The 26595-nt window shown below is 68.7% G+C and carries 30 protein-coding genes; 14 read left to right on the forward strand and 16 right to left on the reverse strand.

All coding sequences use genetic code 11. The annotated features are described in order from the left end of the window. Positions 1–290: 290 nt before the first annotated feature. Entirely contained in the window at positions 291–494 is a 204-nt protein-coding gene (locus TFC3_RS16835) for a hypothetical protein (RefSeq protein ID WP_067500747.1), read from the reverse strand. Positions 495–540: 46 nt separating this feature from the next. Then, positions 541–1236 (reverse strand): VOC family protein, encoded by a 696-nt coding sequence (locus TFC3_RS16840; protein WP_067500749.1) that lies wholly within the window; start codon positions 1234–1236, stop codon positions 541–543. A 100-nt stretch (positions 1237–1336) separates the two neighbouring features. On the opposite strand from TFC3_RS16840, the gene TFC3_RS16845 reads away from it, so the two are divergent. Next, positions 1337–1942 carry a TetR family transcriptional regulator gene (locus tag TFC3_RS16845; RefSeq protein WP_067500750.1) on the forward strand — a complete coding sequence of 202 codons (606 nt, stop codon included), beginning with the start codon at positions 1337–1339 and terminating at the stop codon, positions 1940–1942. On the opposite strand, the gene TFC3_RS16850 is transcribed toward TFC3_RS16845, so the two are convergent. Then, the gene (locus tag TFC3_RS16850) at positions 1939–2403 is read right to left on the reverse strand and encodes a cupin domain-containing protein (protein WP_067500752.1); all 465 of its coding nucleotides are present in this window, start codon (positions 2401–2403) and stop codon (positions 1939–1941) included. The genes TFC3_RS16845 and TFC3_RS16850 overlap by 4 nt on opposite strands. Positions 2404–2595: 192 nt before the next feature. Here TFC3_RS16850 and TFC3_RS16855 point away from each other — a divergent pair, with 192 nt between their 5' ends. Beyond that, a complete protein-coding gene (locus TFC3_RS16855; protein WP_067500754.1) occupies positions 2596–2901 on the forward strand; it encodes a hypothetical protein in 306 nt (101 codons plus the stop codon). Positions 2902–2995: 94 nt separating this feature from the next. Here the strand turns inward: TFC3_RS16855 and paaE are convergent, their stop codons facing one another. From paaE to paaN, 6 genes are all read right to left on the reverse strand, one after another. Then, entirely contained in the window at positions 2996–4036 is a 1041-nt protein-coding gene (gene paaE, locus TFC3_RS16860; RefSeq protein WP_067500756.1) for a 1,2-phenylacetyl-CoA epoxidase subunit PaaE, read from the reverse strand. Further along, positions 4037–4543 carry a 1,2-phenylacetyl-CoA epoxidase subunit PaaD gene (paaD, locus tag TFC3_RS16865; protein ID WP_255363769.1) on the reverse strand — a complete coding sequence of 169 codons (507 nt, stop codon included), beginning with the start codon at positions 4541–4543 and terminating at the stop codon, positions 4037–4039. 78 nt (positions 4544–4621) lie between these two features. After that, on the reverse strand, positions 4622–5509 hold the full coding sequence (paaC, locus tag TFC3_RS40185) for a 1,2-phenylacetyl-CoA epoxidase subunit PaaC (protein ID WP_082772107.1): 888 nt from the start codon (positions 5507–5509) through the stop codon (positions 4622–4624). Positions 5510–5519: 10 nt separating this feature from the next. Continuing rightward, positions 5520–5807 carry a 1,2-phenylacetyl-CoA epoxidase subunit PaaB gene (gene paaB / locus TFC3_RS16875; protein ID WP_173745328.1) on the reverse strand — a complete coding sequence of 96 codons (288 nt, stop codon included), beginning with the start codon at positions 5805–5807 and terminating at the stop codon, positions 5520–5522. Next, positions 5804–6718, reverse strand: a complete 915-nt coding sequence (paaA, locus tag TFC3_RS16880) for a 1,2-phenylacetyl-CoA epoxidase subunit PaaA (RefSeq protein WP_067500758.1) — start codon at positions 6716–6718, stop codon at positions 5804–5806. Before paaA ends, paaB begins: the two co-directional genes overlap by 4 nt. Next, entirely contained in the window at positions 6715–8349 is a 1635-nt protein-coding gene (gene paaN / locus TFC3_RS16885; RefSeq protein WP_369819681.1) for a phenylacetic acid degradation protein PaaN, read from the reverse strand. The genes paaA and paaN overlap by 4 nt, the downstream gene beginning before the upstream one ends. 69 nt (positions 8350–8418) lie before the next feature. Between paaN and paaI the strand changes: the two genes are divergently transcribed. The 3 genes from paaI to paaK are packed head-to-tail and all read left to right on the forward strand — an operon-like array spanning position 8419 to position 10711. Further along, complete coding sequence (gene paaI / locus TFC3_RS16890) at positions 8419–8823, forward strand: hydroxyphenylacetyl-CoA thioesterase PaaI (RefSeq protein WP_067500760.1); 405 nt, start codon at positions 8419–8421, stop codon at positions 8821–8823. Further along, positions 8820–9410, forward strand: a complete 591-nt coding sequence (locus TFC3_RS16895; RefSeq protein ID WP_067500762.1) for a TetR/AcrR family transcriptional regulator — start codon at positions 8820–8822, stop codon at positions 9408–9410. Before paaI ends, TFC3_RS16895 begins: the two co-directional genes overlap by 4 nt. Positions 9411–9412: 2 nt before the next feature. After that, positions 9413–10711: a phenylacetate--CoA ligase PaaK gene (gene paaK, locus TFC3_RS16900; RefSeq protein ID WP_067500764.1), complete on the forward strand. Its 1299-nt coding sequence runs from the start codon at positions 9413–9415 to the stop codon at positions 10709–10711. 9 nt (positions 10712–10720) lie between these two features. Here paaK and TFC3_RS16905 read toward each other — a convergent pair whose 3' ends face one another. After that, positions 10721–11278: a TetR/AcrR family transcriptional regulator gene (locus tag TFC3_RS16905; RefSeq protein WP_067500765.1), complete on the reverse strand. Its 558-nt coding sequence runs from the start codon at positions 11276–11278 to the stop codon at positions 10721–10723. Between the two features lie 81 nt (positions 11279–11359). Between TFC3_RS16905 and TFC3_RS16910 the strand changes: the two genes are divergently transcribed. The 3 genes from TFC3_RS16910 (at position 11360) to TFC3_RS16920 (ending at position 14112) form a co-directional block, all read left to right on the forward strand. Further along, positions 11360–12568: an MFS transporter gene (locus TFC3_RS16910; RefSeq protein ID WP_067500767.1), complete on the forward strand. Its 1209-nt coding sequence runs from the start codon at positions 11360–11362 to the stop codon at positions 12566–12568. 32 nt (positions 12569–12600) lie between these two features. After that, positions 12601–13377: an SAM-dependent methyltransferase gene (locus TFC3_RS16915; RefSeq protein WP_067500769.1), complete on the forward strand. Its 777-nt coding sequence runs from the start codon at positions 12601–12603 to the stop codon at positions 13375–13377. A gap of 63 nt (positions 13378–13440) precedes the next feature. Next, positions 13441–14112, forward strand: a complete 672-nt coding sequence (locus TFC3_RS16920) for a DUF6082 family protein (RefSeq protein ID WP_067500771.1) — start codon at positions 13441–13443, stop codon at positions 14110–14112. Here the strand turns inward: TFC3_RS16920 and TFC3_RS16925 are convergent. Beyond that, on the reverse strand, positions 14109–14294 hold the full coding sequence (locus TFC3_RS16925; protein ID WP_201787255.1) for a hypothetical protein: 186 nt from the start codon (positions 14292–14294) through the stop codon (positions 14109–14111). The two genes, TFC3_RS16920 and TFC3_RS16925, sit on opposite strands and share 4 nt — an antisense overlap. A 546-nt stretch (positions 14295–14840) precedes the next feature. On the opposite strand from TFC3_RS16925, the gene TFC3_RS16930 reads away from it, so the two are divergent. Genes TFC3_RS16930 through TFC3_RS16940 form a run of 3 tightly spaced genes read left to right on the forward strand, consistent with a single transcriptional unit; the run spans position 14841 to position 18123 of the window. After that, positions 14841–15521, forward strand: a complete 681-nt coding sequence (locus tag TFC3_RS16930) for a hypothetical protein (RefSeq protein ID WP_153040264.1) — start codon at positions 14841–14843, stop codon at positions 15519–15521. Further along, entirely contained in the window at positions 15518–17152 is a 1635-nt protein-coding gene (locus tag TFC3_RS16935) for an ABC transporter ATP-binding protein (RefSeq protein ID WP_067500775.1), read from the forward strand. The genes TFC3_RS16930 and TFC3_RS16935 overlap by 4 nt, the downstream gene beginning before the upstream one ends. Continuing rightward, positions 17152–18123, forward strand: coding sequence for an ABC transporter ATP-binding protein (locus TFC3_RS16940; protein WP_161952608.1), 972 nt, complete (start codon positions 17152–17154; stop codon positions 18121–18123). Before TFC3_RS16935 ends, TFC3_RS16940 begins: the two co-directional genes overlap by 1 nt. 47 nt (positions 18124–18170) lie before the next feature. Here the strand turns inward: TFC3_RS16940 and TFC3_RS16945 are convergent, their stop codons facing one another. Beyond that, positions 18171–19502, reverse strand: a complete 1332-nt coding sequence (locus TFC3_RS16945) for a neutral zinc metallopeptidase (RefSeq protein WP_067500779.1) — start codon at positions 19500–19502, stop codon at positions 18171–18173. Positions 19503–19512: 10 nt separating this feature from the next. Continuing rightward, a complete protein-coding gene (locus TFC3_RS37105) occupies positions 19513–20115 on the reverse strand; it encodes a hypothetical protein (protein WP_161952609.1) in 603 nt (200 codons plus the stop codon). A gap of 42 nt (positions 20116–20157) precedes the next feature. Between TFC3_RS37105 and TFC3_RS16955 the strand changes: the two genes are divergently transcribed. From TFC3_RS16955 to TFC3_RS16965, 3 genes are all read left to right on the forward strand, one after another. Continuing rightward, positions 20158–21597: an OmpA family protein gene (locus tag TFC3_RS16955; RefSeq protein WP_067500783.1), complete on the forward strand. Its 1440-nt coding sequence runs from the start codon at positions 20158–20160 to the stop codon at positions 21595–21597. A gap of 149 nt (positions 21598–21746) precedes the next feature. Next, positions 21747–22853 carry a serine protease gene (locus tag TFC3_RS37110; protein ID WP_153040266.1) on the forward strand — a complete coding sequence of 369 codons (1107 nt, stop codon included), beginning with the start codon at positions 21747–21749 and terminating at the stop codon, positions 22851–22853. A gap of 333 nt (positions 22854–23186) precedes the next feature. Then, positions 23187–23630: a hypothetical protein gene (locus TFC3_RS16965; RefSeq protein WP_067500788.1), complete on the forward strand. Its 444-nt coding sequence runs from the start codon at positions 23187–23189 to the stop codon at positions 23628–23630. 111 nt (positions 23631–23741) lie between these two features. Here the strand turns inward: TFC3_RS16965 and TFC3_RS16970 are convergent, their stop codons facing one another. From TFC3_RS16970 to TFC3_RS16980, 3 genes are read right to left on the reverse strand one after another with little or no spacing between them, the layout of a single operon-like run. After that, on the reverse strand, positions 23742–24746 hold the full coding sequence (locus TFC3_RS16970; RefSeq protein WP_067500790.1) for a Gfo/Idh/MocA family protein: 1005 nt from the start codon (positions 24744–24746) through the stop codon (positions 23742–23744). A gap of 1 nt (position 24747) precedes the next feature. Further along, complete coding sequence (locus TFC3_RS16975; RefSeq protein ID WP_067500792.1) at positions 24748–25527, reverse strand: ATP-binding cassette domain-containing protein; 780 nt, start codon at positions 25525–25527, stop codon at positions 24748–24750. Further along, positions 25524–26591 (reverse strand): ABC transporter permease, encoded by a 1068-nt coding sequence (locus tag TFC3_RS16980; RefSeq protein ID WP_067500794.1) that lies wholly within the window; start codon positions 26589–26591, stop codon positions 25524–25526. Before TFC3_RS16980 ends, TFC3_RS16975 begins: the two co-directional genes overlap by 4 nt. Positions 26592–26595: the final 4 nt, after the last annotated feature.

A 26595-nucleotide genomic window follows, 5' to 3' on the forward strand; every position in this document is an offset into this window, starting at 1 on the left:
ATCGTCAGCAACCTTTTCGGCCGCCGGGCGAGCTGGCTCCCAGACGGTAAGAGAGCGAAAGAGGAAAAGCCATTTCCGGCCGGATTCTTAGGCCATTCTTAGGCCCGAATTAAAGAAGAAATATGTGATCTCCGGCGAACCGCGGGGATCCCCCGAACGGATGATGCCGGAGGTTCAGAGCCGCGCCACATTTTTCCGCGCGATCTGCAGCCAGCATCGGTCATCATCGCGTCCGGGGCAAGACCCCGGCGGGCCGTCAACCCAACCCGCCGACCGTGAAGGCCGCGCCGTCAGCCCAATCGGCCGGCCACGAACGACGTTGCAGCGGCAGCGCACCGGGCGAACGTCAGCGGAGCTACCGCCAGGCAGGCCGCACCCACCACGCCCACCGCGGCCATCATCAAGACCTTCCGGATCCTCATTGCCGTCATCCCTTCGCCGACCGGCAACTTCATGCACCCGGCGCGCACAAAACCCGTCACCACGATGGGCACTGACTAATTTTTCACGGCCACTGCAAATTGATCGTATCTTCGCTGCTCACCAGAGGCAGAACTCGTTGCCGTCCGGATCGGCCAGCTCAACGGCACCGCCCGCATCGGCGTTCAGGCAGGTGGCACCCAGCCTGACCAGCCAATCGATCTGGTCCTGCCGATCACCGGTGGCCGCGAGGTCGAAGTGCTGCCGGTTGCGCCCGCGCTTGGGTTCCAGCGGTGGGCCTCCCCACGCGATCTTCGTACCTCCTTGCGGGGATTGGATCGCGGTTTCCTCGTCCTGATCCCAGACCAAGGGCCAGCCCAGCACCTCGGCCCAGAACAGACCAACCGCGCGCGTACCATCGCAGGCAACCTCGCCGAGCAGCCCGCAGCCGGCGAGGAAGTTGTTGTGCGGTTCGATCACGCAGAACTCGTTGCCGCCGGGATCGGCCAGCACGATGTGACCCTCCTCGGGACGCTGCCCCACATCGAGATGGCTGGCGCCGAGCTTCAGGGCCGCGGCCACCTTCTGCTGCTGGTCGGCGAGGCTGTCGCTGGTCACATGCAGATGCAGGCGGTTCGGCCCGGCCTTGGGCGCGGCATTCGAAAAAAATCGAAGACCAACCTGACCTTCCTCACCGGGTACGACCACACTGCGCGCATCCTCGGCAACATCTCGCCCGAGCAGTTCGCCCCAGAACCGCGCCACATCACGGGGATCCTGCGCCGCGAAGGTGACACTCAACAATTGCGCAACCATGACCGCACGCTAGGCAGAGACACGTCTGCCCACAAGGCAATAATCAGCGCCGGGCGTCCGTGTTGTCACGACGGGTCATCAGGACGGGTAGTCTCCCACCATGCCCCGGTGGGAACACGGCAGTGAAGAGCGGATGCGAAAAGCCGCAATGGAACTGTTCGACGAGCAAGGCTTCGAGCAAACCAGCGCCGTCCAGATCGCCGACCGCGCCCGCGTGACGACAAGGACTTTCTTCCGCTACTTCCCCGACAAGGAAGAAGTCCTCTTCGCCGACGCAGACGCGCTCAACGAGGCCCTGATCCAGGAACTCCGCCGAACCGCTGACATAGCGCAGCCGTTGCGGGCGGTGACGCGGACGTTGGCCGGTTACGACTGGGAGCAACTCGGATCCCGCGAATCGCTGCGCCGGCGAGATCAGCTGATCGCCTCGAACCCCAGGCTGCTCGAACGGGACTTGATCAAACAACGGCAGATGGCCGACGGTTTCCGCGACGCCCTCCTGGACCGCGGAGTCGACCCGGACATCGCCGAAATCGCAGCCACCACCGGGAGCCATATCTTTCGTACCGCCTATCGGCAGTGGCTGGAAAGCACCGGCGACCTCGGCCTACCCGCCCGAACCGAAGCCGTGATGTCGCTGCTCGCCACGATTGTCTCCGCGGCTCCTGCGTCCGCGGTTCGCAGGGCCCGGAAGAAGCCTGCTTAGGGCTGGAACTCGGCAGAGATCTCGGTGGCGTACCGCTGCCAGAGCGGCGTCATGGTTTCCGGCGTTACCGCTTGTCCCGACTCGACCATTTCCTTGAGGTCGCGGAAATACTGCACGTACAGGTCGGGCGTGAACGTGGACAGCATGACCGCCGGCTCGTCCCCGGAATTGGCGAAAGTGTGCGGTGCCCCCGGCGGAACGATGACCCAGGTGCCCGTCCCGGCGTCGTAGTTGTCCTGGCCGATCGTGAATCGCACCTCGCCCGAAAGCACGTAGAAGCCTTCGTCGTGCTGGGCGTGGCGGTGCTGAAACGGGCCGGGAGTGTGCGGCTGAAGGGTGATTTCGCCGATTCCCAGCCGGTGACCGGTGTTGCTGCCATCTTCCAGGATGCGGATCTGCGACGGCCCATTGCTGGCGATGAGCTCGCCCTCGCCGGGTCGGACGATCGACACTGCAGCCATGAAAAGCCTCCTTGCAGGGGGTTCGACGGGCGCCCACCAATATGTCGCGCCGAGACATGACGCTACCACCGATGTCGCTACGAGACATCAAACTACCGGGCGTTGACGTCCCACCGCGACATCGCTAGCATGATGTCGCAGCGGGACATCACAACACTCCCCCCTGCTCAACCGTCATCGAAAGGCAAAGCCATGCCGAACCCCACCGCCACGTTCATGGTGTTCGCCACTCTCCGCGCCGGCACAAACGTCGAGGAGTTCAACGCCCTGCGAGAGGACGAGCAGAAGCAGCTCGAGGTTCTCCGCTCCGAGGGAAAAGTGGGCGCGCACTACATCTCGCCGGCCCGCGGAGCAACGTTCGTCGAGGTCATCGCCGCAGACGAAAGGGAGGCAGCGGCGACCTTGGCCACCCTGCCGTTCGCCCGATTCTTCGAGGCTGAGGTCTACCCGACGACGCCCCCGGACGCGGCAGAACTCGCCCACCGCGCCCGCTTGTAAGCCGCCCCCACCCGCTGGCTTGCAAGTCGTCCCCCCGCGCCGGCCGGTAAGCCGTTCCACGTCCGGCCCGTAAGCCGTCCTGCGCGCGGCTTGCTCAGACGTCGAAGTCCGCGATGACCTTCACCGTCTCGGGGATCGCTTGACAGGTCAGCACATAACCCTGCGCCACCTCGCCCGCTTCCAGAGCGAAGTTGCGCCGCATCCGTACCTCACCCTCGGTCACCTTCGCCCGGCACGTTCCACACACGCCGCCCTTGCAAGCGAACGGCAGATCCGGCCGGGAGCGCTGCGCTCCTTCCAGGATGGTCTGCCCGGCGGCCACCGCGATCGTGGTCGCCCGCCCGTCGAGCACCACCGTCACCTCGGTCGGCGTTCCGTCGCTCTGCCGCTCGTCGCGGATCAATTCCGGGGGTGCTTCATCGACCCAGAAGAGTTCCCGGTGAATGCGATCATCGCTTGTTCCGTACGATCCCAGCACCGCCACGGCATCGCTGACCATCCCGTACGGCCCGCACAGCCACCAGTGATCGACCCCGTCGACATCGATGAGCAACGGTAGCAACGTGCGCAGCTTCTCCGCGTCGAGTCGCCCGCTCAGCAGTTCGGTTTCCCGAGCCTCCCGCGACAATACGTGCACCAGTTCCAGCCGATCCGAGTAGGCGTCCTTGAGGTCGGCCAGGTCCTCGGCGAACATGACGGTTTCGGCGCGCCGGTTGCCGTACAGAATGGAGACTTGGCTTGTCGGATGGCGCAACAATGATGCCGCGATGGACAGCACGGGGGTTATCCCGGAGCCGGCGGCGATCAGCACGTGCCGCCCACCCCGCTCGAGGTCAGGCGTGAACGAGCCGCTCGGCGGGGCCACCTCGACCACGTCGCCCGGCCGCACCTGATGCACAAGCCATGACGACACCAGGCCGCCCGGCACCTCCCGTACCCCAATTCTCGGCAAGGATCCGAAAGGCGCGCTGATGGAGTAGGTCCGCCGCTCGTCATTGCGCCGCACGGTCAACGATTGTCCGGGCCGGAACGCGAACTGTCCGGCAAGCTCCGGCGGCACCGCGAACGTCACGGCAACGGCATCGGCGCACAACCGTTCGACCGCCGCCACCCGCAGCCCGTGATAGGCAACCACTCAGATCTCCTTGACATGCTCGAACGGCTCAAGGCACACCGTGCAGCGGTGCAACGACCGGCAAGCGGTGGCACTGAACGGGGTGATCGTCTCGGTTTCCGGGCTACCACAACGGGGGCAGGAAATGGCCGACGCCCGGGGAACCAAGGTGAGCGGAACGGGCCCCGCGGCACGCCGGGGAGCCGGACCGGGCGGGGAGATCCCCGCGGCGGCCAGCTTGTCGTGGCCGTCGGCGGTGATCCAGTCGGTGGTCCAGGCGGGAGTGAGAACGGTACGCACCTCGACCTCGCGGTAACCGGCCGCACGTAGAGCAACGGTCAGGTCGTCACGGATCGTCTGCATGGCCGGGCATCCCGAGTATGTGGGGGTGATGGTGACAATCACCCGGCCAGGCTCCTCGTCCACGCCGCGAAGAATCCCCAGATCGCCCAGCGTCAGCATCGGCATCTCGGGATCCGCCACCCCGGCGGCCACGGTCGCGGCGGTGGAGGCGGCGGCGCTCGTCACCACGTGCCCCCGGGCGTCTGCCGGGCGACGCTCTGCAGCTCATCCAGGATCTCGCCCAGCTCAGCGCCATGCACGCCGTCACGCCCAGCCGGCGCGGGGAAAGGCCGAGCCCGCACGGGCGAAGGCCCCGCCGGCGCAGTCGTGCCCACCCCCGCCGGGGGGGGGGGGCGGGGGGCCCGGGGGGGGCCGGCCCCCCGCCGGCGCAGTCGTGCCCACCCCCTCAGCAAGGGTCGCCGCCCGCATCACCTGCCCCCAAACCGACAGCACTTCCTCCTTCACACCCCCCGGGGATACCGCAACCCCCGCCAGCCGTTCCTCAACCTCATGCACCGCAAACAACTCATCGACCAGCGACCCGCCCAGTAGATCCCCCACCGCAGCCCGCATCCGCCCGCGCGAAATCTCAGTCCCGTCCCCCAGCCGCAAGACCCACTGAGCCGCATAATCGCGGTGGTACGTCAATTCCTTCACGCCTTTGGCCGCAATCGCCGACAGCACCGGATCAGCCGCCCCCGTCAACCGGTCGAACAGCGCCAGCCGCCACGACGAGAACATCAGCAACCGGGCCACCAGGTGGGCGAAATCAGCATCCGCTCGGGCGGCCAGGTTGACGTTGCGGAACTGCGAAGCCGGGCGCAGGTAGGCCAGGGAGTCCTCGTCGCCCGAACCGGATACGAAGGCTGCGCGGCTGAGCAGCAACCGGGCCTGGCCCAGCAGGTCGAGGGCGATGTTGGCGATGGCCAGTTCGTCCTCTGTCTCAGGCGCGCGGGTTACCCATTGCTGGAGGCGGTGCGACATGATCAGCGCGTCGTCGCCCAGCATCAGGCAATAGGCAGCCAGATCCTCGTGGTCGATGCCGGATGGCACGGTGGTGTCGACGCCGGCCAGCGGATCGGAGAAGCCGGTGCCGTACGCCCACCGCGCATCGTCCTCGTGGTCGGTTAGCGATTCGTATGCGTCAGCCATGCCGTCCGTCTCAGATATGCGGCACGGAGCCGGGAATGGTGTAGTAGGTCGGGTGCCGGTAGACCTTGTCCCCGCTCGGCTCGAAAAAGGCTTGCTTGTCCTCGGCGCTCGACGAGGCCACCTGGTCGGATCGCACCACCCAGATGCTCACGCCCTCGTTGCGCCGCGTGTACAGATCACGGGCATGGTGCAGAGCCATCTCGTGGTCGGCCGCGCGCAGGGAGCCGACGTGCACGTGGTTGAGCCCGCGCTTGGCCCGCACGAAAACTTCGAACAACGGCCACTCGTGGTTGATCATGGTGCCGGCACCCTTTTCGCAGCAAAGGCCTGGGCGGCTTCGCGCACCCAGGCACCATCGTCGTCAGCCTGCCGCCGCCGGGCGATCCGCTCGGCATTGCAGGGTCCGTCGCCGGAGATGACGCGTTTGAGCTCATCCCAGTCCGGGGTGCCGAAGTCGTAGTGCTCGCGGCCGGCATTCCAGGCCAGCTCGGGATCGGGCAGCGTGACACCCAAAGCCTCGGCTTGCGGCACGCTCATGTCCACAAATCGTTGCCGCAATTCGTCGTTGCTGTGGCGCTTGATCTTCCACGCCATGGATTGCGCCGAGTTGGGCGAGGCGTCGTCGGGCGGGCCGAACATCATCAGCGACGGCCACCACCAGCGGTTGACCGCGTCCTGCACCATGTCTCGCTGCGCCGGGGTGCCGCCCATCATGGTCATCAGCAGTTCATAGCCCTGTCGCTGATGAAACGATTCCTCCTTGCAGATACGGATCATGGCTCGCGCGTACGGCCCGAACGAACTGCGGCACAACGGCACCTGATTGCAGATTGCCGCGCCGTCCACGAGCCAGCCGATCACGCCCACGTCGGCGAACGACAGGGTCGGGTAGTTGAAGATCGATGAGTATTTCTGCCGCCCCTCGATCAGCCGGCGGGTCAGATCGCCGCGGTCCGCGCCGAGCGTCTCGGCCGCCGAATACAGATAGAGCCCGTGCCCGGCTTCGTCCTGCACCTTGGCCAGCAGAATGGCTTTGCGCCGCAGCGAGGGTGCCCGGGTGATCCATTCGCCCTCGGGTTGCATGCCGATGATTTCCGAATGCGCGTGCTGGGCGATCTGCCGGATCATGGTTTTGCGGTACGCCTCGGGCATCTCGTCGCCCGGTTCCACCCGCTGATCGCGCGCGATCGTCTCCTCGAAAGTGCTCATGAGGTGTGCCTGCGCGATTGCAGCGTGAAGAACCGGCCGGTCACGAACGCGGCGTCGGACAGCGAGGCGGTAGCCGCCGGGTTGGCTCCCGTGCCGTGCAGATCGCTGAAAGCCGCCGTCTGGTTGACGAAGACGCCGCCGGTGAGGTTCTCCGACAGATGCACACCGGCATCCAGCGCGGCTTCTCGCGCGTCGGCGAGCACCTCAGGTGATGTCGAATGCACCAAAGCGGTCAGGGCGCCGTGCTGGCGGACGGTGTCGCGGAACAGTTCCAGGCTGTGCGCGGTGGACGTGGTGGTGATCAGGAACGAGATGGGACCGAACCATTCCCGGGTGAACGTCTTCTCGTCGCTGGGTGCAGCGCGGATCACCATGGGCAGAGCCGAGCGCAGCACGCCGGGTAGGTCACCCGCTTCGGCGATGCGGGCGCGGACCCCGTCGTTGACAATTTCGCCCAGGGTACCGGCCGCGCGTTGCGGATCACCGAGCAGTTTGTCGAGCGCGGCGCCGAGGTCGGCACCGAATTCGGCGGGGCTTTTCGGGCCGAGATCGGTGGCTATGCCCGTACCGGGAAGGAAGATGTTCTGGGGGGTGGTGCACATCTGGCCGCTGTAGAGCGACAACGAGAAAGCCAGGTTGCGCAGCAGGCCCTTGTAGTCGTCGGTGGAATCGACGATGACCGTGTTGAGGCCGGCCTTCTCGGTGTAGACGACGGCTTGGCGCGCATTGGCTTCGAGCCATGAACCGAATTCGCTGGACCCGGTGAAATCGATGATGCGCACCTCCGGATGGGTGGCCAGGGTGGCCGCGATGCCCTCGCCGCGTTGTTCGACCGCGAGGGTGACCAGGTTCGGATCGAGCCCGGCCTCGGTGAGCACGTCGCGGGCGATCTGCACGGTGATGGCGAGCGGCAGCACGGCGCCGGGATGCGGTTTGACGATGACCGGATTGCCGGTGACCAGGCTGGCGAAGAGGCCCGGATAGCTGTTCCAGGTGGGGAACGTGTTGCAGCCGATGACCAGCGCGACTCCGCGGCCCACGGCGGTGCTGGTCTTTTCCAGCCGCAACGGATCGCCGCCGCGCTGCGGTTTCGACCCGCTCGCCGTCGCCGGAATCCGGGTGGTTTCGGCAAGCGCAACGGCCACGGCTTCCAGCCCGCGATCCTGCGCGTGTGCGCCACCGGCTTGGAAAGCCATGACAAAGGCTTGCCCGCAGGTGTGCTGAACGGCGTGCGCGAGCTCGTAGATACGCGCATTCAACCGCTGCAGAATCTCGGCGGCGACTCCGGCGCGCTCCTGCGGCTCGAGGGCCCGCCATTGCGGTGTCGCGGCGCGGGCGGCGGCGATCAAGGCGGCCGGGTCGCCCTGCGGGTAACGGACGTCAAGCTCGATTCCGTACGGCGAAAGCTCGCTCGAAACCGTCGTCCGCGCGCCCGGCACCTCAATCGGGAACTCTCTGCCGAGCAGCGCTTGGAAGGCCTGTTTGCCCGCCGGTGCGGCCTGCTCGCCGTAGACGGATCTGCTCGGCGATTCCGGGTACGCCGACCAGTAGTCGCGCGCGGCGGCCGCATCGATCGCCCGGTCGAGCAGCTCGCGGTGCCTGTCGTAGAACTCGGCGGGGGTTGTCACCAGCGCTCCTTTGCGATTGGCTGTCACCACTGTCTACCGTCCGTTCGGTCGGTTAATCAAGAGCTGGACACCATGACGCACACTTCGGCACACGAGATGTTCGAGCGCGACACGGCCTCCCAGGCCCTCGGCATTGAGCTTGTTTCCGCTGGTGACGGCGCTGCTGAGGTGCGCATGAGGGTCACCGCGGCGATGGTCAACGGCCATGGCATGACCCACGGCGGGTACGTGTACCTGCTCGCCGACACCGCGTTCGCCTGCGCCTGCAACAGCCACGGCCCGGTTACCGTGGCGGCCGGTGCCGACGTCACGTTTCTGCGGCCCAGCGGCGAAGGTGACGAGCTGTGGGCGTACGCGAAGGAACGATCTGTCAATGGTCGCAGCGGGATCTACGACGTGACGGTGACCCACGACGGCGCGGTCATTGCCGAATTCCGGGGCCGCAGCCGCACGATCAGCCCGGGGCGGCCCTCGTGACCACCCGCCGGGGCCGGCCGGGCCATGATCAGGAAGCGGTGCTGGCGGCGGCCGTGCGGCTGTTCAACGAGCGCGGCTACGACGCCACCAGCATGGATGACCTGGCCCGCAGCCTCGGCATCACCAAGTCGAGCGTCTACCACCACGTCCGCAGCAAGCAGGAGTTGCTGCGGAGGGCGGTCGGTCACGCGCTCGACGGTCTCGATGAGGCGCTGACCCAGGTGCGTGAGCTGAGCGGTGTGAGCGCGCTGGAGCGGCTGGAGACGCTGATCCGGCTCAGCGTGCTGGTGCTCGCGTCGCGGCTACCGTCGGTGACCCTGCTGCTGAGGGTGCGCGGCAACAGCGAAATCGAGCAGGAGGCCCTGCACCGCCGCCGCGCGTTCGACCACGAGGTGACTGTGCTGGTCAAGGCGGCGCAAGCCGAGGGCGCAATCCGCCCGGACGTGGATCCGGCAACGGCCGCGCGCCTGCTCTTCGGGATGGTGAACTCGCTGGTCGAGTGGTACAGCCCCGGACGCGGCAACGCGGGCGAGATGGCAACGACGGTGGTGGCACTGGCTTTCGAAGGACTCTCTGTCAGGAGCTGAGCATGCAGGACCGGACCCCTTCGCCGCAGGACCTGGACCCGATCGAGCGGGCCTCGATCCCGGAGCTGCGAGAGCTGCAGCTGTCCCGCCTGCGATGGTCCGTCTCGCACGCCTACACGCACGTGCCGGCGTACCGCGCGCTGTTCGACGAGCACGGCGCCCACCCCGGTGACCTGCGATCGCTGGACGATCTGGCCAAGTTCCCGTTCACCGACAAGGCGGTGCTCAGAGCCCATTACCCGTTCGGCATGTTCGCCGAGCCGCGCCACCGGATCGCCCGGCTGCACGCGTCGTCCGGGACCACCGGACAGCCCACGGTGGTCGGCTACACCAAGGGTGACCTGCGCACCTGGGCGCGGCTGATGGCCCGGTCACTGCGGGCCGCGGGTGGACGCCGCGGCGATCGGGTGCATGTGGCGTACGGCTACGGGCTGTTCACCGGCGGGCTGGGGGCGCATTACGGCGCCGAGGAGCTGGGCTGCACGGTGATCCCGGTGTCGGGTGGCATGACCGAGCGTCAGGTCCGGTTGATCACCGACTTCGAACCCGACGTCATCATGGTCACGCCCAGCTACATGCTGGCCATCCTCGACGAGATGCGCCGCCAGGGCGTGGACCCGCGATCGACGACGCTGCAGGTGGGTGTGTTCGGGGCCGAGCCGTGGACGGAGGATCTTCGTACCGAGATCGAAGGGCAGTTGGATCTGCACGCCATTGACATCTACGGCCTGTCGGAAGTGATGGGACCCGGAGTGGCGTGTGAATGCGTGGAGACCAAGGACGGATTGCACGTCTGGGAGGACCATTTCTACCCCGAGATCATCGACCCGCTGACCGGTTCTCCGGTTGCCGGCGGCACGCTCGGGGAATTGGTGCTCACCTCGCTGACCAAGGAGGCGATGCCGGTCATTCGCTATCGCACGCGCGATCTGACCCGGTTGCTGCCCGGCACTGCCCGTCCCATGCGCCGCATCGAGAAGATAGCCGGCCGCACCGACGACATGCTTATCGTTCGTGGCGTCAACCTCTTCCCCACCCACATCGAAGAACTTGTTTTGCGTACGCCCGCACTGGCCCCGCATTTCCAATGTGTGCTGACCCGCCCGTCGCGCCTGGACGAACTGACCGTCCGGGTGGAACGCCGGTCCGGGGTGTCGCCGTCGGCGGCCGAAGCCGCCGGCGCAGCGCTGGCCGGGCTGATCAAGGAGACGATCGGGGTGAGCGTGAGCGTGCAGGTCATCGAGCCCGACGGGGTGGAACGCTCGCTGGGCAAGATGCGCCGCATCGTCGACAATCGCTGAGCGCGGGGTTCAGGCGAAGCGCTGCGCGATGGCGGTGATCGTGGCGCGGACCAGCTCGCGGTCCAGCGGTTCGTGCTCCCAGGCCTGGTGCATCGGCCAGCCCTCGATGAGCGCGTCGATGGCCCGCGCCGCCCGGTCCGGGAAATGCTGCGACAGGCTCGCCCGGCTGCGCCCGAGCCACTGGGCACAGGTCTCGGCGACCGCCTTGCTGTGGTTGGCGTAGGCATACATCTCGTGCAGCAGCGTGAGTTCGCGGGCCGAGGCGTACTGGTCGCCGCAGATCAGGTCGGTGACCGCCAGGCAGGCCTCGGCCACGTCGCCGGCCTGCGTCAACGCCGTGCGGTAGTGCTCGGACATCGAGTCGGCAAGCTGCTGGAAGGCCTGTTCGAAGATCGCGTCGAGGCTGTCGAAGTAGTACGTCAGCGAGCCGAGCGGGACCCCGGCCTCGGCGGCGATGCCCCGGTGCGAGGTGCCGTGCACCCCACGCTCGGCGATGACGGCCAGGGCCGCGTCGAGGATGCGCTGCCTGCGCAGCGGGTCATTGGCGACGCGCCGGGTGCCACCCACGTGAGCTACCTCCCTCTGCGGCTGGACCCATGGTAACGACGCCACCAAGTGTGTACGGTCGTACGCACTTGAGGAGGAGACATGGACCGGATCGTCAGCCGCCGCAGAGCCGCGCTGTTCGCACTGTTCTTCCTGCCCGGCCTGGGTATCTCGTCGTGGGTGACCCGCACGCCGGACATCCGCGACCAGCTCGGCGCGTCCACTGCCGAGATGGGCCTGGTGCTGTTCGGGCTGTCGGCCGGCTCGATGCTCGGCATCCTGGGCTCCGGGGCGCTGGTGGCCCGCTTCGGCACCCGCCCGATCGTCACCGCCGGGATCCTCATCACCGCGCTCAGCACCCCGGTCATCGGACTCGGCACCGCCCTGTCACAGAGCCTGCTCGTGGCGGCCGGGCTGTTCCTGTTCGGCCTGGGCATGGGCAGCGGCGAGGTCGCCATGAACGTCGAGGGCGCCGACGTCGAACGCCTCATCGCCCGCCCGGTGCTGCCGGCCATGCACGGGTTCTTCAGCCTCGGCACGGTCGCCGGGGCCGCCGCCGGGATGACGCTGACCGCCGTGGCGTTCCCCGCCTCCTGGCACCTGCTGGTCGTGGGGTTGATCAGCATTCCGGTGGCGCTGCTGGCCGTACGACGCCTGCCCGCCGGTCTGGGCCGGGTCACCTCGGCCGAGCGCTCCACCGGGCCCGCCCGGCGGGTCTGGCGCGACCCGCTGCTGCTGGTCATCGGGCTGATCGTGCTGGCCATGGCGCTCGCCGAGGGCGCTGCGAACGACTGGCTGCCGCTGATCATGGTCGACGGGCACGGGTTCGACGCCGCCTGGGGCTCGGCGGTCTACGTCGTGTTCGCCGCCGCCATGACGCTCGGGCGCTTCACCGGCGACCGCTTCCTCGACCGTTACGGCCGAGCCCGGGTGCTGGCCGCCAGCGCGGTCATCGGCGGCATCGGCGTCGCCCTGGTCGTGGTGGTCGACAGCCAGGTCGTCGCGGCCGCCGCCGTGCTGCTCTGGGGTCTTGGCGCCGCCCTCGGCTTCCCGGTCGCGCTGTCGGCCGCGGGTGACTCCGGCGAGGACCCGGCCGCCCGGGTGTCGCTGGTGGCCACAGCCGGCTACGTCGCCTTCCTGGTCGGGCCGCCCGCGCTGGGCTTCCTCGGCGACCACTACGGCCTGCGCAACGCCATGATCGCCGTGCTTGCCCTGCTCGCGATCGCCGCGGTGCTGGCGTCCAAGCTGCACCGCATGCCGGCCCCGGCCGCACAGCAACAGCCGCTCGAGGCGACGACCAGCTCGAAGTAGCCCCACGTGGCCGGGACTTCTAGGATGTGCCGATGGATCTCCCGCCGTCGATCGACACCACCGTCGCCCACCCGGCCCGCCGCTACGACTACTGGCTGGGCGGCAAGGACAACTTCGCCGCCGACCGCGCGTCCGGCGACGTGATCGCGGCCAAGTTCCCGGCCATCCGCACGGCGGTGGTGGAGAACCGGCGCTTCCTCAAGCGGGCGGTGAGCTACCTGTCGGCCACCGCGGGCGTGCGGCAGTTCCTCGACATCGGCACCGGGCTGCCCACCGCGGACAACACCCACGAGGTGGCCCAGCGCCTCGATCCCACCTCGCGCATCGTCTATGTCGACAATGATCCGCTGGTGCTGGTGCACGCCCGCGCCCTGCTGACCAGCTCCCCAGCCGGCGCCACCACCTACGTGGACGCCGACCTGCGCGACACCGCCACGATCCTGGACAGCGCAGACCTCGACTTCACCGAGCCGGTGGCGGTGCTGCTGCTGGCCATCCTGCACTTCATCCCCGAGGACGACGACCTGTACGCGATCGTGCGCCGGCTGACCGGTGCCTTACCGCCGGGCAGCTACGTGGTGATCTCGCACGCCACCAGCGACTACCTGTCGCCAGAGGCGGCCGAGGAGATCAACTCGGGGAAGCACGGTGCGGGCCGGCTGCGAACCCGTGACGAGATCATCGCGCTGTTCGACGGTCTCGAGCTGGTCGAGCCGGGCGTCGTACCGCTGGGGGAATGGCGCTGCGAGGACACTCCCCCGCCCGCCGACCAGGTGGCCATGTACGCGGCAGTCGCGCGCGTGCGCTGACCGCCGTTGCCCGCAGCCACTACGATGACAGTCGATATGACTCTCAGCGTTTAGTCGGTGACTATGCGAAACAGGTACGTCCTGGCCGCGGGCGCCCTGCTCGCCGGCCTTGTGCTGATCGCGGCGCTGCTCGGGCTCGGCACGGTGGCCGTCGCGATCATGGCGCCGGTGCAGGACTCGGCCGGCTGGCGGCGCTGGGCCGATGTCGGGCAGTCGTTCGGGGTGCTCAGCACGGTCGTGTCCGGCCTGGCGTTCGTGGCGCTGATCATCACGCTCTGGATCCAGATGAAGGAGCTGTCGTTCCAGCGCGACGAGCTGCGCATGCAACGCGGCGTCGCCGAGCGCTCCCGTGACGAGCTGCGGCGCAGCGCGGACGCGGGCATGCGGATGCTGCACGTCGAGCTGCTCAAGATGAGCCTGGACGACCCGTCGCTGGCCCAGGTGTGGCCCGAGTTCCGCAACGGCAGCGACCCGCACCGCCAGCGCCAGATGGCGTACGCCAACCTGGTCTTCCAGCACTCGACGCTGTCCATGGTGATGGCCGGCTACACCGACGACCAGATCCGTGATTCGCTGCGCTACCTGTTCGCCAGCGACCTCATGCGCGCCTATTGGCGGGAGGGGGCCGCGGTGCGCCGGCAGACCCAGAAGCCCGGCACCGAGCACTGGCGGATCGCGCAGATCGGCGACGAGGTGTGCCAGGAGTTCGACCACCCCGCCGCCGGGTCCGCTTAGCGGCGAGGGATGTCCGCGCGGGCGCTGAGCAGCACTGCCCGGGGAATGACGACGATGCTCTCGTCCTCCCCGCAACCGGCGTCCGCCGGCAGCAGGGCCTGGAGCTCCTCGCTGCGGTCGGCTCCGATGACGGCGAACTGCCCGTCGCTGAGCTCGAAGATGTCCGGGCAGTTCCATTCCATTGAGCACCCTCGGGTGCGCGGCGACGCACCGAGGCGCCGCACGACCGTTACTGTGTTGTCCAGCATCAGGTTCCATCCTCGATTGATGCGGCCGCCGCCGGCCGATGACCCGGACGGCGGCCGGGCCGCGGCAGCAGCGATGATCTGTTCGACCGGCTGATAGGCGCGATCGCGGCCCACCGGCCCCGCGCCGGCGATCAGAAGTGATTCAGTGCACTTGCGGGCGTACCGGCGGGGGGTTTTGCTCCGGACCCCGCCTATGGCTTGCATGACGCGACAGCGTCCCTCGCGTGCCCCGGCCCCCACAAGGCGCCAGGCCCGCCCGCGGCACCGACCGCGTGCGATTTCGATCTTCTTTTCAGGCGCCCTGAACAGCTTCGTTCGTGTCGCTGTCTTCCAGACCACCGAAGGTTTTTGACCCATGGAAAGATCAGAATCAGCGTGGCCCCCGGACTCGATACGGGCCGGCGCAACCGCGCACGTGAGGCGAACCACGACCATTTCCCGCACCCCTGCGGGGAAGGACCTGCGGCGCGGAGCCGCCCGGTGAGCCGGCCGCCGAACATTCCGCTACCGGATGTACCGGGCATCATTCGTGATCGCAATGCCGGGGAGGAGGAACTCTGGAAAACGCTTGTGGAATCAAAATTCACCGGATTACACGCCGATATCGTACGGACCGAGCTGGCCCGCATCGGCCTGACAACGGTGTCCAGCTTCATCCGTACCGGGTGGATCCACGCCCGCAGCGCCAGGGCCGGACGCCCGCTCGCCCGCGATTTTCTGCGCTCCGACACCGCCATCGGCGGCCTGGCGGACCTGATCGTCGCGCATGCCCTGCGGTTGTTCGAGCAACGCGCGCTTGCCGGGAAGGGCTGGAACCCGGCCGGCGGCGGCAGCATGGCCGACTATTTCGTCGGCACCTGCGTGCTGGTCACCAGCAAAGCGCGCCGGGAATGGCGTCCCGACTATGACCCGCGCCAGCCGTCCGTCGCCCTGAGCGACGAGCCCGAGGACAATGCCGTATCGCTGAGCGAGGACCAGATAAAGCGACTGATCTGGGAATGGACAAATTGCAGCGACGAGGAGATCTGCGACATTCTCCGGATGCGCGTGCAGCGCTTCACCTATGCCGAGATCGCTGCGGCACTCGGCCAGACGCCCCGGGCCGTCGAGGGCAAACTGACACGATTTCTGAGCAAACTCCGAGATCGGAATCATGAATGACGAACGAGGATGACATGAAGAAGCGCCAGCCGCCTGACAGCGTCGGCACCCGGGACCTCATCAACAGCTCCATTGCGCGTTCCCGCGGGTGGAACCGCCTCCGGCGGCTTGCTCCAGCGGCCTCGGCCGCCCGCGCGGTTGCCATGGCCGCACATCGCGCCGACGACGTCAACTACGTCGCCTATCTGACCGCGCTGAGCGAGATGACCAGCTCCTCGGCGCACGAGCAGAAGGCCGGTATCCGCCGCATGGCCGTGGTGGCCACCGACCCCGAGCACCGCGAGCAGGCCCTGCACGCGCTGCGCGAATTGGTCCGCACCGGCGCGGCCCCCGAGCGGCTCACGCCCGAGGCGCTCGGGCTCGCCCGCCGCACGCTGGCCGTGCTGCACCAGAACACCGTCGGCAAGCCCCACGGCGAGGGCCTTGCCGGTGGCCGTGACCCGGATGCGTACGCCGCCCGGCCCCTGCGCGTGGGGCCGGGCGGCGCTCCCGCGCTGACCGAGAGCGGGCGGGTGCTGGCCGAAGCGGTGCGACGCGAACCGGGGGTCTTCACGATCGCCACCGCCGCGGCTGTGGCGTACCGGCTGATCCCGGTTCTGGTCGTGCTGCTGATCCCGGCCATCGTGGACCGGCTCTGGCTCCCGGCGATGCGCACCGGGCAGGTGGACACCCGGATGGCCGGGCTGCTGGCCGCCGCGTTCTTCTTCCTGTTCGCCGTGCGCGCGGGCGGGGTGTTCGCGACCCGCCTGGGTGCCATGATGCTGCGCCGGCGGTTGCAGGACGCCCAGCAGCGCCGGGTGGTCGACAAGTACGTCGAAGCGCCGGTGGCCTGGCACGCCGACCACCAGCCGCAGGATCTGATCGCCACTGCGGAACGCTCGGCCGAGAAGGTCTGGCGACCGCTGGCCCCCCTGCCGCATGCCCTCGGCAGCACCGTGAAGATCGTCGCGGTGCTGGTCGCGCTGGCCCATCTCGGCTGGTGGCTCGCGGCGATCGGAACGGTGACGGTGGTCGTGCTGGCCGCGCTCGGCAACGCCTACCTGCGCTCGGTCGGACCTCATGCCGAACGGGCGCGCGCGCTGCGCAAGGAAGTGTTCGGCCTGACCGAACGCGCGAGCACACCGGGACGCGACACGCCGGGCGCCGATCAAGTCGCGATCTTCGCTGGCGTCTCCGACGAGCTGTGCGCGGTGATGATCAAGCTGCGCCGGCGACGTACCGCGTTCATCTCGCTGTTCTGTGCCCTGCCCGTGGCCAGCATGCTGCTCGCGATCACGCTCGCCGGAAGTCGTCCCCTGGCCGGCGGCATTGCCTGTCTGGTCAGTGCAGTCGTTCTCCTCGGCCTGCTGCCGGCCCCGGTCGTTGCGATCGGCGCGGTCATCGCGGAACTGCCCACCGGCCTGCTCGGGCTGAGCCGGATCGAAAGACTGTGCGACGGGGCCGCCGGGGAGCAAGCCGAACCGGCCCGTCCGGAGCTGGTTCACGCCACCGCTGCAGCATTCTCCGCGGTCCCCGCCTGCGGCAAATTGGACCGCCTGGCCGACAGCTCGGCCTACCTGGAGACGCGCCGCACCTCCCGCCGGGGCGCCCATCGCACCAACATTTCGCTGACCGAGACGGGAACCGCATGATGAGTCGCTTTCGTGTCTTCCGGCAGGGTCCCTTGTGGCAGAGCGGCACGGCGGCCCTGGCGCTGGTGGCGGCGGCCGGCACCGCAGTCATGCCGATCACGCTGCAGCAAGTGGTCGATCACAGCGTCGGCGGGGAGCCCCGAGCCGGTCTCGTGCTCGTGGCCGCCGGCATCGGCACAGCAGGGCTGCTGACCGCGACGTGGTGCGCCTATCTGCTGGAGTCCCGGCTCGTGCGCCGGACCGAAAAACTGCTTCACACGGTACGTACGCAAGCGTTCACCGCCATGCTTGAGCACCCCGCCACGCCGCCGCAACCGAGGCGCACCGCCCGGATCCGGCGAGCGGTCGCGGACATCGACCGGGTGAGCCACTACGTGCGCTTCAGCGGTCCCGGGCTGGTGCTCAACAGCGGCCGCCTGCTCGTGGCCGCCGGGGTGACAGCGGTGTACTCGTGGGAGGTCGCCCTGCTGACCGTGGTGAGCATGGGCACGATCATCTTCGTGCAGAGCCTGCAGTGGCGGCGCACCCGGGGGGCGGTGCAAGCTGTGCGCCGCCGCGAGCGCGAACTCAAGGACGCGATTGTGCGGCTGGTGCTGCGGGCGCGGGAATTCCGGGCGTACGAGGACCGACGGCGGGCTCAGGAACGGGCGGAAACAGCGGCCAGTGATCGTACCCGTCAGGAGGTGCGCCTGATCCGGCGTGAGGCGGGCAGCGACGGACTGCAGGAACTCGGCATCGGCGCGGTGACCGCGGCGCTGATCATGACGGGCGCGTTCCTCGGCGCCCACCGCGCGGTGACCGTGGGTGAGCTGGTCGCGGTGCTGCTGGCGCTCACGCTGGCGGTGGCGCCGATGCAGGCGGTGATCGTCGGGCTGCGCGACAGCTCGGGCATGCCGTCGCGGTGGCGGCGGGTCCGGCAGGTGTGCTCACGCGACTTGCGGGCCTCGGGTCCACTCCGCGAGCAGGTGTGACATCGGGGGGACACGCCCGGATGCCTGGGAGCATCCGGGCGTGCCGGTCACGACTGACAGGCGCTCAGGCCTTGGAGAACCCCGTCGCGGTAGGAGGCGATGCGCTGGAAGGCACCAGCCCCGGAGTTGTCACCGGCCCGGCCGAAGGCCAGCAGCGCCGCCACAGCCTCGTCGAGGTCGCCCGGCGACAGCGTCAGGCCCTGCCCGGGTTCACGGGTGAGCAGCTCGTTGGTCCAGGAGCCGCTCAGGCAGTCAACCGCGAGCTGGCCCTGCTGCCCGCTCGTGCCGGCCCCACGCCGATCCTGCGCGGCGCGGGCGAACAGCCCACCCAGCAGCATGCCAACCGCGTTGTCGCCGATGGCCTGGTACAGCGCCGGGCCGAGCCGCCGGTTGTCGAACGCCACGAAGTCACCGTCGCGGCAGTAGAACGCCGAGCCGCCGGCTGTGGCGTCCGGGGTGTCGCACTGCGGGGCCGAGCCGTTGAACGGCTCGACCGGCAAGGTCGTCCACGGCTGCTCCGCGAGCTGCGGGTACGTGCGCGACCAGTAGCTCTGCGCGTCGGCGGCGAGGTCGTTGACGGCTTGGCCGTACGGCAGGTCACCGCCGCTGGCCGCGTCCTGCGGGTCGGAGAACTGCACCTCGGTGACCGGAATGGTGTCCGCACGGTAGGCGGCGCAGGTGGTGGCGCCCTTCTCGACGCCGTCCTGCAGCGCCCGGATCCGGTCGAAGGCGTTGCCGTGGGCCTGCGGGTTCTCCGCCGAGGTGCCCGGCTGATCGCGTAGCTGCAGCAGACCAGCAACCGTGCTGTCGAGCTGCTCGGGCGTGACGTCCTTGAACGCATCCGAGCGCCCGGCCAGCACGTCGGCCGTCCAGGCACCGGCGAAACAGTCGGCCTGCTGCTCCAGCACGACGGTCGGCTGGTCACCGAGACCGAGGCGCGTTTGAACGGCGTGGCCGTACTCGTGGGCGACCACGACCCCGGCCAGCAACGACCCGAAATTCTCCTGCAGCTGCGGGATCAGCACCTCGGCATCCCAGGCGATGAAGTCGCCGTCCGGGCAGTAGAAGGCGTTTGGCTGATACTCCCCGGGCTGGTCCCCGCACGCCGGCGGTGGATCACTTCGGGTGTACGGGTGGTAGCCGCCCCGCACCGCCTGGAATGCCTTACCGCCGCTGAGCTGCGGGTATGCCGAGGTCCAGAAGCGCTCGACATCCTTGAGCGCGGGCGTGATGACCTCACCCTGCGAGGCGGTGGCGGCGCGGCCCCCGCCGGTTCCCGGCTCGCCCGAACCGGACTCGCTGGAACCGGATATCACTGTGCAGCCTGACAGGGCGAAGAGCAGGGCCCCCGCCAGGCATCCTCGGATCACTCTCGTCACGGGCCGGTGCCTACCCCGGGACCTGGGAGATATGCGTACGCCGATGCCCAGTGATCCGCCGCGTCACGTGCTCGCGCAGCGGCTCGGGGACCTCCCGGTCGGCCATGGCCTGCAGGAGCAGGGCGTCGTCCAGCCCGGTGCCGATGAGGTGGTCGAGCAGCGGTTCGTAGCGGTCGGGGCGCTCGCGCAGCAGCTCGGAGACCAGGCGTAATTCGAGGCGAACCGCTCGTACCTCATGATCGCCGACGGTGACCGGAACCCAGTGCTGCCAGGGACCGCTGCCCGCGCACTCGACCGTGGCGAAGGGGGTCGGCCACTCGACAGTGCTGAAGCCCACCCGTTCGCCGGACACCACGAACTCGGCGTAGTACTGCTGCGCCCCGGCCAGCCAGTGCGGCGGGTGCAAGCAGGCGAAATCGGCCAGCGCAGCGGCGCACCGATCGACGTCGCAGCGCTGCGCCACCAGGATGTCCAGATCCCCCACCGGCAGCGACACGCCCTGCAGAAGCGCAGCTCCGGTGCCCACCAGCCGGTTATCCACAGGCGACGCCGCGGCGATTTGCACTCGATCCAGGACTGTCCGGAGAATCTGCTGTGCTCGCATCCGATCCATGCGGTGATCCTGCCGCCCGGGTATGACAGTTCTGGAGGTTCGATGAGGCGCCTGATCACTGTGGCTGTGGCCGTCGCCCTCCTGGCCGGCTGCTCCGACGACAAGCCGAACCCCCCGCGTGCACAGGCCAGCTCGGCTGCCGCTGCTCCGGCCACCCCCGCAGCCTCTGCGCCGGTGCAGACGCGGCAGGTGGACGCGGCGGGCGACCTGCTGACCATGAACGTCGGGCCGCTCATCCGCACGGGTGACACGGTCGTGTTCACCGCCGGCACCCGGCTCGACAGTGCCGGGCCGGTGCAGATCAGCCGGCCCTTCTCGGCGTCTGGCACCACCACGTTCGACGGTGTGCGGCTGGTGGACACCGAGCATCGCCGGGTCTACCTGGCGGCCGAGGACGGCACGAGCTGCGCCTGCTCCAGCCGGGTGCGCGCCAATCAGGGCGAGACCAAGGCGCTGCGGGCGGCGTTCACGGGGGTGCCGGCCGAGGTGGACAAGCTGTCGGTGATGCTGCCGTACGCCGGGGTGTTCGCCGACGTGCCGGTCATGGCCGGTCCCGCACCGGACGACCTGGGCCTCGGGTCGGCTGCTTCGCTGGTGGCGGACCTGGACGCGTACACCGAACGCCTCGATGTCGGTTTGCGCACCCGGCAGGGCCGCGACGGGGTGGATCTCGACCTCGACACCGACGTGCTGTTCAAGCTGGACAGCGCGCAGTTGACCGGGCAGGCCAGCAAGACGATCGCCGCCGCGGTCGCCGACATCAAGGCGGCCGGATCGGGCCCGCTCACGGTCACCGGGCACACCGACGACTCCGGCACCACCGAGCACAACCAGACCCTGTCGCAGCAGCGAGCCGAAGCCGTGGCGAAGGCGCTGAAGCTACCGAAAGTCCAATGGCCGACGACAGTGGCGGCCAGGGGCGAGACCCAGCCCGTCGTCCCGAACACCGACGCGGCCAGCCGCGCCCGCAACCGCCGGGTCACCATCGCGTTCAAGGGCACCCCGAAGCGGCAGACCAAGGACGTGCCGCTGCCCAGGACCAAGGGGGTGCAGGGCAAGTCCCCGCTGTCGGTGAAGCTGCCGCTGAACCGGGGCACGGTCGGCTTCAGCGTCGGCACAGCCATCCAGCGCGGCGCATTCCTGCAGGTGGACCTGATCGCCACCGCGATGGGCGGCGACGCGACAATCCTCGACTTCCTCGGCCAGAGCGTCTTCACCGCCAGAAACGAGTTCGACCCGTACGCCAAGTACGGCGCTGCCGGTGTCCGCCTGCTCGCCGGTGACACGGCGGTGCTGCCGCTGGACTACGAACGCGAGCCGGGCGATCACCGCTGCCTGTGCGACCGGCTGCTCAACCAGGCAATCCCGGAGGGCAGCAGCCAGAAGCTGTCCCTGTGGTTCCCGGCACCCCCGGCGGAGGTCAGCACCGTGGCGATCGACGTCCCCGACCGATTACGGCTCACCGACGTGCCGGTGAGCTGACCGTACAGCCGATCCAGCACTGTCAATGCGGCCATTGTGGAACGCCCGGCGGTGATCGAGGCTGTCGGGTGGTGCCAGGGCACGCTCCAAGGCACCGGCCCTTGCTGCCTCTTGCTTCACCGCCTCCGGGCGCGCGGAATGGACGTTGGATGACCTTGCTCAGGCGTGTTTCGATCTCCACCCTGGCTGCTGTGCTCGCGGGCTCAGTGGTGTCCGGGCCGGCTCAAGCTGCCCTGGACCCGGCTGCTGTGGCTGCTGTTGTGGCTTCCGCGGCGGATGCTGCGGCCTCCTCGGCTCCCGTTTCCACCGGCGGGGGTGTTGTTGAACGGGCCGCCGCTGTGGCTGCGGGGAACGCGGGGTCGCCGGCGGTTCTGCGGGCTCGGGCTGCGGTGGCTGAGGACTATTGGACGGCTGCTCGCAAGGCTTCGGCTACGCCTGCTGACCTGCCCTCGGCTTCTTCAGCCTTTTCGGCTTCGCCCTCGTCGCCGGCTTCGCGCGGGGGCTCGGCGGTTGCCGGGGCGCGGCCGCGTGCCGGGACGTCCGGGAGCTTCGCCGGGGTGGGGCCGTCGGGGATCCGGACGCTCGATGCGACCACGGACAGCATGACCGGGCGGATCTTCTTCGTCGACGACAAGGGCGAGAACCGGTCCTGTTCGGGCAGCACCATCAACAGCAACGGCAAGCGCATCGTGTTCACCGCCGGCCACTGCGTGCACGGCGGCGGATCGGGGCGGACCTGGTTCGACGTCAGCCGCTGGATCTTCGAACCGGCCTACCACAACGGTTCGCCGTACGGAACGTGGACGGCCCAGTCGCTGTGGACCAAGACCGGCTGGATCAACGACGCGAACCGCTCGTACGATGTGGCCGCCGCGGTGATGCAGGACAAGGATGGCAAGCACATCGTTGACGTGGTCGGTGGGCAGGGCATCCGCTGGGGCTCCGGCTACAACCGCGCGGAGACCATGCTGGGTTACCCGTCGGCTGCACCGTACAACGGCACCAAGCTGATCACCTGCCCCGGCGCCACCGCGGATGACGGTGGCTTCCCGATGCTGGAGTGCACCATGACCGGCGGCGCCAGCGGCGGCCCCTGGCTGGACGAGTATGGCGTCCGCAACTGGGCGTACGTGAACGGCGTCAGCAGCTGGCAGTTCTGGCGCGACGGCGACCAGAGCAAGGTGTACAAATGGCAGTCGCCGTACTTCAGCGACGACACCGCCGGCAGCCTGTTCAACCTGGTCAAGGACAAGTAGGGGCCGGGGGCGCTGCATGCGAGGGCGGTGGTTGCCCGTGGTGGCGGCGGTCGTGGTGGTGATCGCCGTGGGCGTGCCGGTGGCGCTGCGGCTGGCGGGGGGCTCGTGCTCCGGCGGGGACCCTGACGGCAATGCGGGCGGGCCGGTGAACACCTCGACCGTCCCGGCGTCGGCGTCGGCGTCGGCGTCGGCGTCGGCGGAGGAGTATTGGACGCCGGAGCGCAAGGCGTCGGCTCGGCCTGTGCAGCAGCCTGACTCCAACGAGGTCTGCTGGGGCGTCCCGCGTGGGAGAACAGGTGTTGAATCACCGGCGGCGGGGGAAAGGGTGCAGTTATGGCAGAGTCGGATGAACAGTCGATCAGCCGGCACCATGAGCGCCAGGCTCAGCAGTCTCATGAGCGGGCCGATCGGGCCGGGCGGCGAGCCCGGGAGGCGGCTGAGCGGCTTGCGGAGCTTCGCCGGGCTCAGGACCTTGCTGACCAGCCGGACACCAGGATGACAGGGTCGACCAGTCAGCAGGCGTTGCATGCCGAGGACCTTGCCCGCGAGTCCGGGGAGTCGGCCAGAAGCTCGGCCGAGCACGCGGCAAAGGCCCTGCGGGTCAGCGCTGACGTGCACGACTCGGCCGCTGCGCTGCACGACGACGCTGTGGAAGCCGGGATGGGTGACCCGGAGGTCCACCGCCGGCGGGCCAGCTTACATCGCGAGCGCGCCCAAGCCGATCGGGACGAGCCCCACCGCGACGACCGCCAAGCCCACCCCACCGGCAATGCTTGAGCGCCCAGCAGTCAGTCAAGCCACCGCACCAGGCGACCAGGCGCATGCTGGATCAGCGGCGGGCAAGGGGCGCCGCCCGCCCGCCGCCCGTCACAACAGCCACCCGCGACCTCAGCTGTACAACCCCGGCCGATCCATCAGAGAAACCTCAACCCGCTCCCCCGTCCGCAACGCAGCCACCGCAGCGTCCGACACCACAGCCGCCGCGTACCCATCCCAAGCGCTCGGCCCTTCAGCCACCCCACCGGCCACCGAGTCGAGCCACTCCTGCAGCTCGATGTCGTAGGCCCGGGCGAATCGTTCGCGCCAGTCAAGGGGTACCGGGGTGCTGGTTCGCCCGTCGGCTCGCACGGTTACCGGCACCGGGGAGCTCAGCGTCGCCGTTCCGTTCTCGCCCACCACTTCGCCGCGGATGTCGTAGCCGTAGCGGATGTTCACCGACAGCTCGATGTCGATCAGGGCGCCATCGGCGGTTTCCAGCAGGAGGAGCAGGGGGTCCTGCAGGTCACCGCCGTTGCGGTTGCGGCGGGGCTTGAAGACCTGCGCCGCTACGATCTCCGAGCCGAACAGCCAGCGGACCATGTCGATCTCGTGGACCGCGGTGTCGGTGATGATGCTTTCCTTGTCGTAGAAGCCGGGCACCCCCGCGTTGCGGTGCGCGCAGTGCATCATCAGCGGGGTTCCGATCTGCCCGCTGTCGACTGCGGCTTGCAACGACTGGTAGGCGGGGTCGTACCGGCGCATGTAGCCGACCTGGACCAGCCGCGAACCGTGAGCAGCTTCCGCCTCGACGATGCGGCGGCAGGCTTCCTGCGTGGTGGCCAGCGGCTTCTCGCAGAACACCGGCTTGCCTGCGGCGATGCACGCCAGCACGTACTGCTCGTGGGTGGGTCCCCAGGAGCAAACGACCACGGCGTCCACCTGCGGGTGGGCGATCAGCTCCTCGCCGGTCACATGCACCGTCGCGCCGGGCAGCCCCTCGGCCACCCGCTCGGCCAGGTCCACGTCCACGTCGCTGACCGCGGTGACGCTCGCGCCGGCCAGCACGCGGGTGAGCCGGCGCAAGTGGTCCTGGCCGATCATGCCGGTGCCGATCAACCCCACCCGTACGACCACGTCAGCGCCCCAGCTCGTGCGACAGCTCGGCCAGTTCCTCGCCGCCGGCCATCTGGGTGGTCAGCTCGTCGAGGGTGACCTCGGCGCGGGGCTTGTCGAGCACGGCGGCTCCCAGTTTGAGGATGATGAAGTGGTCACCGACCAGGTACGCGTGGTGCGGGTTGTGGGTGATGAAGACGACCCCGAGACCGGCGTCGCGCGCGGCCGCCACGTATTTGAGGACCACTCCCGACTGCTTGACACCCAGCGCGGCGGTTGGCTCGTCGAGGATCAGGACGCGGGCACCGAAATAGACCGCGCGGGCGATGGCCACGCATTGGCGCTGGCCACCTGAGAGCGTACCGATGGGCTGGTTGATGTCGTTGACGATGATCCCCATCTTGCGCAACTCTTCGTCGGCGATCCGTTTCATGTCCTTGATCTTCATGCCGGAGAGAAACCCGGACAGCGGGAACGTGCCCGCGGTCAGCTCGGCGCCGAGGAAGAAGTTGCGCCAGACCTCCATGAGCGGCACCACGGCCAGGTCCTGGTAGACCGTTGCGATGCCGCGATCCAGGGCCTCGCGCGGGGAGGCAAAGGTGGCCGGCGAGCCGTCCACGGTCATGACCCCGCAGCTGTGCGGGTGCAGGCCGGACATGATTTTGATCAGGGTGGACTTGCCGGCGCCGTTGTCGCCCAGCACGCAGGTCACCTCGCCGGCGTGGACGCTGAGGCTGACGTCGTGCAACGCGCTCACGGCACCGTAGCTCTTGCCCACGCCGGACATCTCGATGAGCGTCATGCCGTCCTCCGGGCCGTGGCCATCTTCTTGATGTACAGGTTGACCAGCACCGCGAGCAGCAGCATCACGCCCAGGAAGGCCTTGAACCAGTTGGGGTCCCAGCCGGCGTACACGATGCCCAGGTTGGTCATGCCGAAGATGAACGCGCCGATCGCCACGCCCGCGGCGTTGCCGAAGCCGCCGGTCAGCAGCGTGCCGCCGACCACCGCGGCGATGATGTAGAGGAACTCGTTGCCCACGCCGTTGCCCGCCTGCAGCGTGTTGAAGCGGAACAGCGTGTGCATGCCGACGAACCACCCCAGAAACGACACTGCCATGAACAGCCCGATTTTGGTACGAACAACCGGTACGCCCACAGCCCGCGCGCTGTCCGGCGCCCCGCCCACTGCGTACACCCAGTTACCCACCCGCGCCCGGGTCAGGATCCACGTGGCCACAGCGACGAACAACACCCACCAGATGACCGTGATCCACACCGTCACCGGCCCGGCCTTGAAGCTGGAGCTGAAGATCGCGCCCAGCGAGTCGTAGCCGTCGATCCCGCTGATGTCCGGGCTGGTGACCGAGCCGGTGACCAGCTTCGTCACGCCCAGGTTGGCGCCCTGCAGCACGAAGAACGTGCCCAGCGTGATCAGGAAGCTGGGGATGCCGGTGCGCATCACCAGCCAGCCGTTCACGAAGCCGACGAACAGGCAGAAGATCAGCGACAGCAGCGCGCCGATCCACAGGTTGACGCCGAACCACCAGCAGAACATCGAGGAGACCAGCCCCGCCGACGTGGTGATCACGCCGGCCGACAGGTCGAACTCACCGCCGATCATCAGCAGGCCCACGCCCACGGCCACGATGCCGATCGTCGACGCCTGGTAGAGCACCGTGAAGAACGACTCCGCCGAGCGGAACGCCGGCGCCGCGGCCAGGAAGAACACGAAGATGACCAGGGCCGCTACCAGCGCACCCACCTCGGGGCGCACCAGCAGGCGGTTGCCGATGCTGCTGCGCGGGCGCACCGGTTGCTCGGGCGACGCCGGGACGGGCGGCGCCGCCCGCACGCTGTGGCTCATGTCA

Origin of the sequence: Actinoplanes sp. TFC3 (assembly GCF_001553785.1) — a bacterium.
In the GTDB taxonomy this organism is placed as follows: Bacteria; Actinomycetota; Actinomycetes; order Mycobacteriales; family Micromonosporaceae; genus Actinoplanes.